The sequence below is a fragment of the Bacillus sp. L75 genome (assembly GCF_003676355.1).
Lineage (GTDB): Bacteria > Bacillota > Bacilli > Bacillales > Bacillaceae > Bacillus > Bacillus velezensis.
The window spans coordinates 26,827-39,696 of sequence record NZ_ML064911.1; the positions used below are offsets into that span (position 1 = coordinate 26,827).

13 protein-coding genes are annotated in these 12,870 nt (G+C 49.3%); 4 read left to right on the forward strand and 9 right to left on the reverse strand.

Annotation, left to right across the window (positions count from 1 at the left end; all coding sequences use genetic code 11):
* Entirely contained in the window at positions 1–1,074 is a 1,074-nt protein-coding gene (locus D5S11_RS15700) for a M42 family metallopeptidase (RefSeq protein ID WP_003152370.1), read from the reverse strand.
* Between the two features lie 158 nt (positions 1,075–1,232).
* On the opposite strand from D5S11_RS15700, the gene D5S11_RS15705 reads away from it, so the two are divergent.
* Complete coding sequence (locus tag D5S11_RS15705; RefSeq protein WP_003152366.1) at positions 1,233–1,550, forward strand: PepSY domain-containing protein; 318 nt, start codon at positions 1,233–1,235, stop codon at positions 1,548–1,550.
* 55 nt (positions 1,551–1,605) lie between these two features.
* Here D5S11_RS15705 and D5S11_RS15710 read toward each other — a convergent pair whose 3' ends face one another.
* The 3 genes from D5S11_RS15710 to trmB form a co-directional block, all read right to left on the reverse strand.
* Positions 1,606–3,303 carry an NAD-dependent malic enzyme gene (locus D5S11_RS15710; RefSeq protein WP_007408782.1) on the reverse strand — a complete coding sequence of 566 codons (1,698 nt, stop codon included), beginning with the start codon at positions 3,301–3,303 and terminating at the stop codon, positions 1,606–1,608.
* Positions 3,304–3,381: 78 nt separating this feature from the next.
* A complete protein-coding gene (locus D5S11_RS15715; RefSeq protein WP_020956223.1) occupies positions 3,382–4,227 on the reverse strand; it encodes a YtnP family quorum-quenching lactonase in 846 nt (281 codons plus the stop codon).
* A 58-nt stretch (positions 4,228–4,285) separates the two neighbouring features.
* Positions 4,286–4,939 (reverse strand): tRNA (guanosine(46)-N7)-methyltransferase TrmB, encoded by a 654-nt coding sequence (trmB, locus tag D5S11_RS15720; RefSeq protein ID WP_020956224.1) that lies wholly within the window; start codon positions 4,937–4,939, stop codon positions 4,286–4,288.
* A 185-nt stretch (positions 4,940–5,124) separates the two neighbouring features.
* Here trmB and D5S11_RS15725 point away from each other — a divergent pair, with 185 nt between their 5' ends.
* Entirely contained in the window at positions 5,125–5,403 is a 279-nt protein-coding gene (locus D5S11_RS15725) for a YtzH-like family protein (RefSeq protein ID WP_003152357.1), read from the forward strand.
* Here D5S11_RS15725 and D5S11_RS15730 read toward each other — a convergent pair whose 3' ends face one another.
* From D5S11_RS15730 to thpR, 4 genes are all read right to left on the reverse strand, one after another.
* Positions 5,404–6,201 carry a phosphotransferase family protein gene (locus D5S11_RS15730; protein ID WP_003152355.1) on the reverse strand — a complete coding sequence of 266 codons (798 nt, stop codon included), beginning with the start codon at positions 6,199–6,201 and terminating at the stop codon, positions 5,404–5,406. It lies immediately after the preceding gene.
* 270 nt (positions 6,202–6,471) lie between these two features.
* The gene (locus tag D5S11_RS15735) at positions 6,472–7,401 is read right to left on the reverse strand and encodes a YegS/Rv2252/BmrU family lipid kinase (RefSeq protein ID WP_108724775.1); all 930 of its coding nucleotides are present in this window, start codon (positions 7,399–7,401) and stop codon (positions 6,472–6,474) included.
* A 52-nt stretch (positions 7,402–7,453) separates the two neighbouring features.
* On the reverse strand, positions 7,454–8,386 hold the full coding sequence (locus tag D5S11_RS15740; RefSeq protein WP_108724774.1) for a hypothetical protein: 933 nt from the start codon (positions 8,384–8,386) through the stop codon (positions 7,454–7,456).
* 26 nt (positions 8,387–8,412) lie between these two features.
* Positions 8,413–8,964: an RNA 2',3'-cyclic phosphodiesterase gene (thpR, locus tag D5S11_RS15745; protein ID WP_015418027.1), complete on the reverse strand. Its 552-nt coding sequence runs from the start codon at positions 8,962–8,964 to the stop codon at positions 8,413–8,415.
* 89 nt (positions 8,965–9,053) lie between these two features.
* Here thpR and cysK point away from each other — a divergent pair, with 89 nt between their 5' ends.
* Positions 9,054–10,025: a cysteine synthase A gene (gene cysK / locus D5S11_RS15750; RefSeq protein WP_020954278.1), complete on the forward strand. Its 972-nt coding sequence runs from the start codon at positions 9,054–9,056 to the stop codon at positions 10,023–10,025.
* Between the two features lie 37 nt (positions 10,026–10,062).
* On the opposite strand, the gene pepV is transcribed toward cysK, so the two are convergent.
* Complete coding sequence (gene pepV, locus D5S11_RS15755) at positions 10,063–11,454, reverse strand: dipeptidase PepV (protein ID WP_020956228.1); 1,392 nt, start codon at positions 11,452–11,454, stop codon at positions 10,063–10,065.
* 95 nt (positions 11,455–11,549) lie between these two features.
* On the opposite strand from pepV, the gene D5S11_RS15760 reads away from it, so the two are divergent.
* Positions 11,550–12,854, forward strand: coding sequence for an NCS2 family permease (locus D5S11_RS15760; protein ID WP_015240410.1), 1,305 nt, complete (start codon positions 11,550–11,552; stop codon positions 12,852–12,854).
* Positions 12,855–12,870 lie beyond the last annotated feature (16 nt).

Below are 12,870 nucleotides of genomic sequence, written 5' to 3' on the forward strand. Positions count from 1 at the left end.
TTACACATTTTCTCTGATCGTTTCGACCGTCTGTTTGTCACTCGCCATGACCAGCTTAATGAGCATTTCTTTCGCCGCGGCATAATCATCGACATGGATGATGGCGGCATTTGTATGAATGTATCTTGAACAAATGCCGATGACGGCAGACGGAACCCCGCTGTTTGATATGTGGACCCGTCCGGCATCCGTTCCCCCGCCTGAAGCGAAATATTGATAAGGGATATTGTGCGTTTCCGCCATATCAAGGACGAACTCTCTCATCCCGCGGTGCATGACCGTCGTTCTGTCGAGAATGCGGAGCAGCACCCCCTCGCCGAGACGGCCGAACAGCTCCTTATCGCCGCTCATATCATTTGCCGGGCTGGCATCAAGCGCGAAAAAGAGATCAGGCTGAATCATGTTGGCCGCTGTCTGCGCCCCTCTCAAGCCGACTTCCTCCTGAACGGTGGCCCCGGCGTACAGATTGTTCGGCAGGTCTTTTCCGTGCAGCTCTTTTAATAGTTCAATGCTTAACCCGCAGCCGTAGCGGTTATCCCACGCTTTGGACAATATTTTCTTCTCGTTGGCCATCGGGGTGAACGGGCAGACAGGCACGACCTGCTGTCCCGGTCTGATCCCCATTTTGACCGCGTCCTCTCTGTCATCGGCACCGATATCAATCATCATATTTTTGATCTCCATCGGCTTTGCGCGCTGGGCATCCGTTAAAATGTGGGGCGGGATGCTTGAGATGACGCCGATAATCGGTCCGTTATCCGTCTGCACCTCGACGCGCTGGGCAAGCAGCACCTGACTCCACCAGCCGCCGAGCGTCTGAAATCTCAGCATGCCGTTATCCGTAATCTGCGTTACCATAAACCCGACTTCGTCCATATGGCCGGCTACCATAACGGTCGGCGCATCTTCAGCGCCGCGCCTTACTCCGAAAACACTTCCGAGTCTGTCCTGCACGATGTCATCCGCATATTTCGCAAGCTCCCGTTTCATAAAGGAGCGGACCTGATGTTCATTTCCCGGTGCACCGGGAAGCTGCGTCAGCGTCCGGAAAAGCGTTTTCGTTTCCTCATTCATATTTTCCCCTCATTTCTATGTAATGCTTTTATTTTATTAGAAAAACAACCGTTTTCCAAGCGCTCAGATTGAATGGGCTGGAAAACCGACGCTTTACTTAACACCGTCTGGCATCTTCTGTATAATAAAAACTACGACATAATTGGAGGTGCTTCATATTGAAATTACGTCATTTTCTCTTAGGTGCAGGAGTCGGATTATGCGCTGCCATCGCAGTGAAAAAGTATGCGATGAAACCTTATATCTCTTCAGAAAAAGCGCTCCGTATCGTGAAAGCGGCTTTTAAACAGCGCGGGCCGATAGACGGATCATGGATTTACACAGAGCCGGAGCCCTACCAGGTAAACGGAGAAACCATCCAGGTATACAAGACCGGCGTGACACGTTCGGCATTCGGCGAACTGGAGCAATATGAAGTTATGGTCAATGCAAAAACAGGCCAGATTGTCGATGTCATTGATTCTGTCGCCTCATAATTCGGACAAGCAAAAAATAAAGCCCAAAACCATCAGCGTTTTGGGCTTTATTCGGTTACATCGGCCGAATTCGTTTATATACGGGGTGCCACATCGCGTCCTGCACCGCTTGGATCAGATCCTCGGGTTCCGTTTCCGCTACACCGTCCTGAATCGCAGCTTTTGCTACAGCTACCGCCACAGTTGCCGATACCGTCCTGAGATCCTCCACTTTTGGAAGCATCGGCGCCCCCGGCTTGCCGACGTCCACCATACCGGCGATGGCATTCGCGCAGGCAACGAACATATTGTCCGTAATGAGCCTTGCTTTTGTCACAATCGTGCCGAGTCCGAGTCCCGGGAATACGAGCGCGTTGTTCGCCTGTCCGATATGGTAGGTAACGCCGTTATACGCAACAGGCGGAAACGGACTACCCGTAGTGACAAGCGCGCGGCCTTCCGTCCATTTAATCAAATCTTCAGGTTTTGCTTCTGATAATGTCGTCGGGTTTGACATCGGCAAAATAGCGGGCCGTTTGACATGCGAGGCCATTTCTTTGACGATTTCTTCCGTAAATGCGCCTGATACGGTGGATGTGCCGATCAGAATCGTCGGCTTGGCCTGACGCACCGTCTCCGCCAGATCAATTGATCCGCCTTCACCGCTGCGGCCGTACTCTTTTACTTCATCAGCAGGGCGCGCGTACGGAACCTGAAAATCACGCAAGTCCTTCATATCATCCGTTAACAATCCGTTTCTGTCGATACACCAAAAATGGCTGTAGGATTCTTCTTCGCTTAATCCGTCATGCACCATGGCTTCGCGCAGCTGCTCAGCAATTCCGATACCGGCCGTTCCCGCGCCGAAGACGACGACTTTATGCTCTTTTAAAGGCACTTTTGATGCTTTTGCACACGCTAAAACAGCTGCAAGCGATACCGCGCCCGTTCCTTGAATGTCATCGTTAAACGTACAGACTTTATCTTTATACCGTTTTAATATGCCGCGGGCGTTAGCCGTACCGAAATCCTCCCAATGAAGCAGCGCATTCGGGAATGTTTCCCGGGCAAGCGAGACATACTCATCAATAAAGCGGTCATATTTCTCGCCGCGCACTCTTGAATGCTGGTTTCCGACATACAGCGGGTCATTTAAGAGGCTTTCCTGATTTGTCCCCGCGTCCAATACGACCGCAAGCACTCGTGACGGATCAATTCCTGCCGCCGCCGTATACACCGCAAGTTTTCCGACAGAAATGGCGATGCCGCCGACGCCCCAGTCACCGATTCCCAGAATGCCCTCGGCATCTGTCGCAACGATTAAGTCAATGTTTTCATTTTTTCCGAACTGCTGAAATGCGGCGCGCATTCCTTCAGGGTCATCTATTGACAAATACAGACCGCGGGGTTTTCTGTACTCATGGCTGTAACGCTGGATCGCAGTGCCGACGGTCGGCGTATATACGATCGGCAGCATTTCGCCTAAATGATCATTTAACAGCCTGTAAAATAACGTTTCATTCCGATCATGGAGAGCGGTCAAGTACACATTTTTGCTCAGCTCATCAGGCTGCGAACTGAATTGTTCGTAGGCACGCCTCGCCTGCTCTTCGATTGTCAATACTTTCGGCGGCAGAAACCCCTCGAGCCCGAGTTCCTTTCTTTCCTCCTGTGTAAAGGCCACCCCTTTATTTAAAAAAGGCGTAGAAAGCACTTCTAATCCGCGCAGAGTTGTTTTGATTTCTCCATCTTTGGTCACTTGAAATTGATTCACCTGTCTCTTCCTTTCAAAGCAATTTGTCTTAGGTTTGCTTTTATTCCCGAAATTCATACAGGCAAATCATCGATCCGCTTATTTTCTCTCCCGTTTGACAGATGCAGCCACTTCGCCGTCTTCTCCCCATTTTACCGCTCTGTAAATCGCGTCGTGATAGAAAATCAGCCAGGCGTCTTTTTCTGCCGCGAACGTCTGCCATTTCTGCTTTTCTGGAATAGAGGTCATCGGATAATCATCATAGGCCAGCACCCATAACGGATTTTTATGCGCATTCGTCGGCATCAGGTCGGCAAAATGCACAGCCGCCTCCCCACCGTCTTCTAAGACGATGACGCTGTGGCCGTCGCTGTGGCCGCCGGTGTGGTGCATCGTAATGCCTTCTGTCAGCTGATACTCGTTTTCAAAGGTTTCGACCTGATCTTGTACCGCCTCCCAATTTTCTCTCCAATATGTATTTTTCGATCTGATATTAGGGTTTCTCATTTCGCGCCACTCTGTTGCAGAAGTGATAATGCGGGCATTCGGGAAAACAGAGACAAGCTCCTCTCCGCTGTACTCCGTCAGGCCGCATGCATGGTCAAAATGAAGATGGGTCATCGCGGCAATATGAATGTCCTCACAAGAAAGCCCGAGGTCACGAAGAGATTGTTTCAGATTGGATTCCTGTGTTACGCCGTAATTCCTTTTTTGTTTATCAGAGAATTTCCCTCGGCCGATTCCCGCGTCAACCAATATATTCAGGCCGTTTTTTCTGATCAGAATCGGGTCTGTTCTTAATTCAATCTGGTTTTTGTCATTTACGGGGTATTTTCTCGACCATAAAGGTTTCGGAACAACGCCGAACATCGCTCCGCCGTCCATATGCGTCACACCGCCGTCCAGCCATGTTAATGAAATATTCCCAATATTCAATGTCTCCATCTTGATCCCTCCTGATGTAATGGTAGCAAATGGCGGCATAAAAAAACAGACTCCCGCATCAGAGTCTGCCTTTTGTTCTCCATTCAACTTCGGCCCGGTAAATCGGCTGGCCGAGCGCGGAGAATTTTTCTTCGTATTCTGTCATAATATTGCCCTTCGGATCGCTGTTGTGCAGATCAAGGCTGACTTCCGTCAGAAGCAGGCCGTATTCGGAAAAGCTTTTCAGAGAGTATTCGAATAAACCGCGGTTATCGGTTTTAAAATGAATCTCACCTGTTTCGCCCATCACTTCTTCGTATTTTTTCAAGAACGTTTTAAATGTTAAACGGCGCTTTTCGTGGCGGTTTTTCGGCCACGGGTCAGAAAAGTTTAGATATACGCGCTTGATTTCTCCCCGTTCAAATACGTCATTCAGTGTTTCCGCGTCTATATTTAACAAACGGACATTGTGAGCCCCGCTGTCCTTGACTTTTTGGACGGCAGTGACGATGACGCTTTTAAACAGCTCAATGCCGATATAGTTGATATCCGGATTCTGCTTGGCCATTCCTGAAATGAACTGCCCTTTTCCCGTACCGACTTCAATGTGGATCGGGTTGTCATTGCCAAAGACCGTGTTCCATCGCCCTTTATACTGGGCCGGATCACTGATGGCGATGTCAGCGTTTTCTGCCAGAAAATCATTCGCCCAAGGTTTATGGCGCATTCTCATATGATTGACACCTCTATCTATAATTTCGAGTAACAACATACCATGAAACATAAAGAGCCGCAAGCGCCTTTTAAAGGCGCCGGCTGCATAAAAAAAGAGGCTCCCCGGTCCGGAACACTCATGTGATGCATAAAACCGCACCGCTTTGCACAATGTATGACACAGAAAGGATGTGTATATGAATCATGGGCTTAACAAGCGAACATCAGGTCCGGTTATTAAAGGACATATTGGCCGACCATCAATTGGATTGCTGCGGCACGGTTGCCGAGTATGAACAGCTGGAGCGCGTCATCAAATCACTGATGGCCAACACCGGGCTTGATTCAAATATAAAAAACGTGCTCGAGGATGTCTACCGCTACAGCCAGTCCGGCATCACGGCCGATTCCATCGACACGCATATTCAGGAGCACCAAAACCATTTGTCCCAATGGGTGGAGCAGATGGATTCGTACTCCTGACTACTTGACAATCCGCTTCATCAGGGCATGAAGCTCTTCCATGGCATCATGATACGCTTTGTCGTTTCCTTTTGATTTGTGCCAGGCGATGAAGGTGATGGTCTCCGATAACATGTACCACGCCATCCTCAGCCGAAGCCCTTCCGTGAGCTTCATGCCGTACATCCCAAGCCAGCTGTCCCACGCTGGCTCTTCGACGTAATGATACAATAAAGGGCCGAGATCCATGGCCGGATCAGCTATCATGGCGCCGTCCCAATCTATTAAATACAGCTGGTTGTCTTCAGACAGAAGCCAGTTATTATGATTCACATCACAATGGCAAACGACTTTTTCACCGAATTGCACCTGATCCACATGAGCTTCCAAATAAGCAAGGCCTTCCTGAATAAGCGGCGAAAATTGCCGCACGGCAAAGACGGCCTGCTTCAGCTGCGACAAAAGGGCGCCCGGATCAAGCGGTTCTTTTCCCAATCTTTTCAGCATGTCGAGCAAAGCTTTTGATGTGTGGATTTTGCGGAGCAGCTCAGCCACCGGGCGTCCGCTCATATCCTTTGCCTTCAGCTCCCTGCCCGCCATCCAATGCTGAGCCGTAATGACGTCTCCGTTTTCCATCCGTTTTGTCCAAACCAGCTTCGGAACAATGCCTTCGGCGGATAACACGGCTAAAAAGGGCGAGCTATTACGTTTTAAAAAAAGCTGTTGGCCGTTATGTTTCGCATAATATGCATCTCCTGTAGCTCCTCCGGCGGGGAAGATCTCCCAATCGCTACCTAGTAATTGTCCCAACCAGTTCATATCAATGTTCAACCCATCATTTCTTAAAATATTTTAGAATAGGCCTCCAGCCTTTCTCTATTGGCGGAGCGGCCTGTCATAAACAATTTCATGAGAATAAAAAAGACAGCTATTGAGAGTCTCATATGCTAATCAATAGCCGTCCTATAAATTTTAGCGCTACAGCACAAACTTCGTCAAGCAAAACTAGCAAGAACACCTGTGAATTCTGAAGATTTATGCCGCGAACCGCTCTTTGCCGTGAAACATTTGACGGGTTTCATTTGTTTATTATGTTTTTATTTTCAACAGCGCACCGCCCGGCATAAGCCGAAACGGCGTCGTTCCGATCAGCTCGCCGTCAGCGTGAAACGGAATTTTCCCATCTGTTTCAAAAACGAATTCCTTCCCCTTTATCATCGTCACTCCGTCCATTTTGATATGCCGGCCGAAGCTCATCGCCCATAAAAAACGATACAGCGAGAAAAAGGACAGGTTTTCTGCGATGACAATATCAAAATGGTTTTGACGGGGATTTGCTGAAGGCGCCGCTTTCATGCCGCCTCCGTAATAAGGGTGATTAGCCGCTATGACAAACCAGACATTGCGGAATTCTCGCCTCTGGCCGTCTGCCGTGCAAACAAATCTGAACGGCTGAAACCCCGAGGCCGTATGTAAATGCGCGAGCGGGTAAATCACAAAACCGAGACGCAAAAACCGAAGAACGCGCGATAACGGAAAATTCGCCGCTGCCTTCAAAACTGAGGCATCGAAGCCGACAGACAGGTGGTTAATAAAATAAAGTGATTGCGCTTTGTCATGAAAAAAGTTGATGTTTCCCGCAAAAAATTTCCGTGTGAGCGGGCGGTGCAGACTTTTGATTTCTTGGAGGAGCGCCGACTTCTTAATACCGAGCCCTTTGGAAAAGTCATTGTACGAACCGGCGGGCACAAAGGTCAGCTCAATCTGATCCGTTCCTTTCAGTCCGTTAATGACTTCATGCATCGTCCCGTCACCGCCGATGACGAACAGCCGCTTAAGCTTATGATCCTGCATCATTGAAATCTGCCTCGCCAGCACCTCCGCATGTCCGGGATGCCCGGTCAAAAAAGAGCGGTGGCTGACCCCGCGCCTGGTCAGCTCTTTTTGAACTGATTTCCAGACACGCCGGCTCCGCCCGCCTCCTGAGACCGGATTAATAATAAAAAACCATTGACTCATCGTTTGTTTTCACCTGCTTCATAGATGAAGAGACAGCCGGCAAACATCCGTTTTAATCAAGCCATTCCTGTCTCCGGCTTGAATCGCTCAAGCCGTAAGACAAAAGAGCCTTCGCCGCCTTCAGCTGGTGGTGCTTGATCGGCGCCGTATTTTTCTGCTGCTTTTCCAGCCACTCTGCGGCAGTCCGTTTATCAGCTATTTCCAGCCCGTACGGCGGCTCCGGGTAATCAATATAAGACGTTCTGCTGAGCAAAAGCTTCCGCACGGGAATGTCGGCCTGCTTTTCTTTTACGATTTGCGAAACGACCGAGCCTGTCCGGTGCAGGCTGAGAGACGGATTCAATACTTGACGCGTGCTGCCGGAGCCTCTTTCTTCCCAAAAACGGTGTTTTGATCCGATATATACGCTGTCCTCTTCCGCTTCCATAAAAGCAGCGCAGAAAATCTCCAGCGGCGAGATGATGATCATGCTCAGTTCAACGGACGCCTGCTGAATTTGCAGAACCGGATGATACATCACAAAATAGGAATCGGGCAGCTTTTGAGCCAGCATTTTTAACATCCTGTCCCTTTTGACCGCCTGCGAAAGCTCAGACTTTTGAGAAAGCGTGGAGCTCGCCCATTTTAATTGAAAGTCATACAGCTGATCTTTGAAAAAAGGCGCGAGCTCAGACTTTCGAGACGGGAGATTCCCGAACAGCGCCTCTTCTCCCTCCGGCTCATCAAACCATTGGTGCCTCTTTTCATTTATATCGGCCGTATTTTCTTCTTTTCTCTTTTTTAAGGAAAATTTTTTCCTGGCCGGCGCTTGATCGGTTTCCCCGCCTGCAGCCGTTTCCGTTTCTTTTTCTTCCGTCATCCGGTCAAACGCTTCAAGAAGCGCCTCAAAGCGTTCTTTCTTCAGCCGGATAAACTGGTTCATATAATGATATGGATCAAGTTCATATCTGGATATGCAGTCGTGAATTTTGATGATCTGTGCCATGTGATTTCTCCACTCCGAATATTTGTTTATGTCAATTGAAACTGTGCGATTTCTTCGTATTTAGGCGACCGGTCAAGATGGGTCTGAAACAGGGAAAACCGGCTGACGGCACTTTGCACCCTGCCGCTTTCAAACGGCACATCGTCAGGAAACGGCCGGTCTCCCGCCCACTTCCGCGCCATCGTCATATGAGGGTGATAAGGCCGTTTTTCCACTTGAAAACCGGCTTTCAAAACAGCCTGTTTTGTTTTTTCCCGCAAATCAAAGAGCAGTTCATTCCGTTCGGGCTCAAGGTGAAGCACTCTCGGCTGTCTGCGGTCGCCGAAAATATCCAGATGCTGAAACTGTACGGTAAACGGCTGCGCTGCCGACGCAGCATCTGCGAGCAGAGACGATAATTTCGCAAGCCGTTCTTCATCCGCGGCTCCGAGAAAAATGAGTGTAATATGATAGTCATGCGGGTGCACCCATTTTTTGAATGTTAACGCCGGCTCCTTTTTGGCTGCTTCCCAAATCGGTTCAGCAATGTCAGCCGGAATCGGAATGCCGATAAAATAATGCGGCAATGAAGCTTTCATACGAGGATCTCCCCCTCTTTGGTTATGGTGTTATTATAAAACGGATAAGCGGAGAGGAGAACCCTGTCCGCTCATTATGATAGGATATTATGTACCGAACGTTTTATACAGAAAGGAATGAGCCGGCCTTGAAAATCGTAAACAGCACGGCGGAGCTGATCGGCGGCACACCGATCGTAAAGCTCAACCGCCTTCAGCCAGAACATGCAGCACAGGTCTATTTAAAATTAGAATCGTTTAACCCTAGCGGCAGTGTCAAAGACAGAGCGGCTTACAATATGATCATTGAGGCGGAAAACAGCGGGCATTTAAAACCCGGCTCTGTCATCATCGAACCGACAAGCGGCAACACAGGCATCGGCCTGGCGATGAACGCGGCGGCGCGCGGCTACAAGGCAATCCTCGTCATGCCTGACACGATGACGAAAGAACGCATCAACCTCCTGAAAGCGTACGGAGCGGAGGTTGTGTTAACACCGGGGGCGGAAAGAATGCCCGGAAGCATCAAAAAAGCGAAAGAACTCGCCGAACAGATTCCGGGAAGTTTTATCCCGATGCAATTCGATAACGGCGCAAATCCAGATGCCCACCGAAAAACGACCGCCATTGAAATCTATCAGGCCGTTCAGCAGCTCAACAGACCGCTCGGTGCTTTTGTGGCAACGGCGGGAACGGGCGGAACCATTACCGGAACCGGAGAAACGCTGAAGGAGCTTTTCCCGGATATGATTGTTCATGTCGCCGAGCCCGCGGGATCTCCCGTCCTGTCTGGCGGAAAACCCGGCGCTCATAAGCTTGTCGGGACAAGCCCCGGATTTATTCCCGGCATACTGAATCAGGACGTTTACGATGAAATCATGAAAATATCTGATGAAGATGCGTATACGACAACACGTCGTCTGGCCCGGGAAGAAGGTATACTCGTCGGCCCGTCTTCAGGCGCCGCCTGCTTCGCCGCCATTGAAACCGCAAAACGCCTCCCTTCCGAACAGATCGTCATCTGTATGACGGCCGATACGGGAGAACGTTATTTATCAACGGATTTATGGTCATTTGAATGATAAAAAGGGATGCCGCTTTCGGCGTCCCTTTTTATTATCACTTGGCAAGCTCATAAATGGCTTCGGCGTATAAAGCGGTTGACCGGAGAAGGTCATCGATTTCAATGTACTCATCCTTTTGATGCGCGCTGTCAGGCCGGCCGGGGAACAGCGGCCCGAACGCGACGCCCGCCGAAAGGGATCTCGCATACGTTCCTCCGCCGATTGAAATCAGATCCGCTTTCTTTCCCGTCTGTCCTTCGTAAACCTTTTGAAGCGTCTTTACGAGCGGATGATCGGCAGAAACGTGGTGCGGTTTGCTGTCTTTAAATTCTTCAAGCCGGAATTCTTCAGCAGACGTAAAAGCATCACGGATGACTTTGCTGTCTGAAGTGACGGGATAACGGATGTTGATGCCGAGTTCTCCTTCCTCACCCTTTCTGTATGTAAAGGTGCCGACATTCAATGTAAGCTCTCCGCTGATGTCATCCCTGCAATCAATTTTCAGTTTTTTGCCTCGTGTATCATTTAAAAAATAGTCACTGACGGTTTTGACAAAGTGCTTTCCGGCTTCATCCAGCTCTGTTCCGTTAAGGCATTCAGCAAGCTTTAAGCCGGCATTGACACCATTATCCGGTTCCATCGCGTGGCATGATTTTCCGTATACCCGAAGCGTCAGTTTTCCATTTTCCGAAATTGCTTCACCTTGTGTTTTTGACTGCTCAAGCCATTTGCTGAAATATGCGTGCACGGCATCAAGACCGTCCCCTTCAATAACCGCTTCAGCCGCATCCGGCACCATGTTCAAGCGCAGTCCTGAACGGAATGACAGAAGCCCATTTTTTGCGTCTTTGTCAGAAGCGCTTTTTACAATGCGCAGTGATGCATCTATAATTCCTTTTTCCGCGTTAATGATCGGAAAATCCGCGTCAGGAGCAAAGCCGATGTCAGGCATTTTTTCGTGTTTGAAGTAGTGATCCACGCATCTCCAATCACTTTCTTCATCCGTTCCGATGATGATTCTCACGCGTTTGGATAAAGGGAGCTGCATGTCTTTGACGATTTTCAGCGCATAAAACGCCGCCATTGTCGGCCCTTTATCATCTATGGCGCCTCTGGCATATATCCGGCCGTCCCTGATATCGGCTGAAAACGGATCGCTCGTCCAGCCGTCTCCGGGCGGAACGACATCGACGTGGCACAAAACGCCGACGATTTCGTCACCCGTTCCCCATTCAATATGGCCCGCATAGCCATCAAGATTCTTTACGGTGAAGCCTTCTTTTTCACCGAATTCCAGCAGTGACGTCAGGCTGGCATTGACGCCTTCTCCAAACGGCCGGCCGGGACCGGCTGTTGATTCGTCCATTACGCTGTTGATCTGCAAAAACTTCTGCGTGTCACGGATCAGATCTTCTTTGTTTCTGATGACTTCAACTTCCCAGTTCATCACAAATCCCCTTTCTTGATAAAGACTTGCAAAATGTCGATAAAACGAATAATATAGATGATGTTTTGAAAAAATGTTCGTCATTGGAGGTACTTATGTTTCATCTCGACAAGCATCAAACGACAATAAAAAGAGAAATTACCGCGGGATTGACCACCTTTTTCACAATGGTGTATATCATTGTCGTCAATCCGGTGATCCTTTCCAATGCGGGAATTCCGTTTGACCAGGTGTTCACCGCGACGATTATCGCTTCCATTGTCGGAACTTTATGGATGGCTCTCGCTGCGAATTTTCCGATCGCCATTGCCCCCGGCATGGGCTTAAACGCGTATCTCGCCTTTCACGTTGTCGGCACAGGCAGCGGCATTACGTATCAGACGGCTTTCAGCGCCGTTTTTATCGCGGGAGTCATCTTTATTATTTTATCGTTAACGCCTTTAAGAAAACAACTTATAGAAGCGATTCCGGACAATTTAAAATACGGAATTACGACCGGCATCGGCTTATTTATCGCTTTTATCGGCTTACGCCAATCCGGAATCATCACGGCTGATAAATCTAATCTGGTCGCACTCGGCGATCTTCATTCGCCCGCCGTCATTTTAACGCTTATCGGGCTTATCATCAGTATTGTACTGATGGTGCTGAATGTTAACGGGGCTCTGTTCATCGGAATGGCGCTGACCGCTATCATTGCCTTTTTGACCGGTCAGATTCATTTCACGAAAGGATTCATGTCCTTCCCGCACCTGCCGGAGGGGCTTTTGATCACAAATCCGTTCGGAGCCCTCGGGGATGTCGTGCATCACGGTCTGTACGCCGTTGTGTTTTCTTTTCTTCTCGTTACGATTTTTGACACGACCGGCACCATGATCGGTGTCGCCGAACAAGCGGGACTGATCAAAAACAATCAGCTGCCGAATGCCAGAAGAGCGCTTTTGGCTGATTCGACCGCTACGACGGTGGGAAGCATCTTCGGCACCAGCCCGACGACCGCGTTCGTTGAATCTTCAGCAGGTGTGGCGGCCGGCGGAAGAACGGGTCTGACGGCGCTGACGATTGCGGTTATGTTTGCCGTTTCCATGTTTTTCAGCCCGCTTGTCAGCGTCTTATCGGAAGTGTCCGCGATTACGTCACCGGCTCTGATTATTGTCGGCAGCCTGATGATGGGTGCGGTATCGAATATCCGCTGGAATGAGCTTGATGAAGCGTTCCCGGCCTTTCTCGTCATTTTGGCGATGCCTTTAACGTCCAGTATTTCAACCGGAATCGCACTCGGCTTCATTTCATATCCGCTTGTTAAAGCAGCTAAGAAAAAATGGCGCGAAATCCATCCTTTAGTCATCATCTTCGCCGTGCTGTTTTTTATTCAGCTTTTTATTTTGAACGGACATTAAGAAAAATCCCTTTCCT

Coding starts and splice junctions, on each gene's coding strand:
- D5S11_RS15740 (WP_108724774.1), bottom strand. CDS start 8,386: ATGGCACAGATCATCAAAATTCACGACTGCATATCCAGATATGAACTT.
- cysK (WP_020954278.1), top strand. CDS start 9,054: ATGTACCGAACGTTTTATACAGAAAGGAATGAGCCGGCCTTGAAAATC.
- D5S11_RS15730 (WP_003152355.1), bottom strand. CDS start 6,201: ATGAACTGGTTGGGACAATTACTAGGTAGCGATTGGGAGATCTTCCCC.
- D5S11_RS15725 (WP_003152357.1), top strand. CDS start 5,125: ATGGGCTTAACAAGCGAACATCAGGTCCGGTTATTAAAGGACATATTG.
- D5S11_RS15760 (WP_015240410.1), top strand. CDS start 11,550: ATGTTTCATCTCGACAAGCATCAAACGACAATAAAAAGAGAAATTACC.
- thpR (WP_015418027.1), bottom strand. CDS start 8,964: ATGAAAGCTTCATTGCCGCATTATTTTATCGGCATTCCGATTCCGGCT.
- D5S11_RS15700 (WP_003152370.1), bottom strand. CDS start 1,074: ATGAATGAGGAAACGAAAACGCTTTTCCGGACGCTGACGCAGCTTCCC.
- trmB (WP_020956224.1), bottom strand. CDS start 4,939: ATGAGAATGCGCCATAAACCTTGGGCGAATGATTTTCTGGCAGAAAAC.
- D5S11_RS15715 (WP_020956223.1), bottom strand. CDS start 4,227: ATGGAGACATTGAATATTGGGAATATTTCATTAACATGGCTGGACGGC.
- D5S11_RS15735 (WP_108724775.1), bottom strand. CDS start 7,401: ATGAGTCAATGGTTTTTTATTATTAATCCGGTCTCAGGAGGCGGGCGG.
- pepV (WP_020956228.1), bottom strand. CDS start 11,454: ATGAACTGGGAAGTTGAAGTCATCAGAAACAAAGAAGATCTGATCCGT.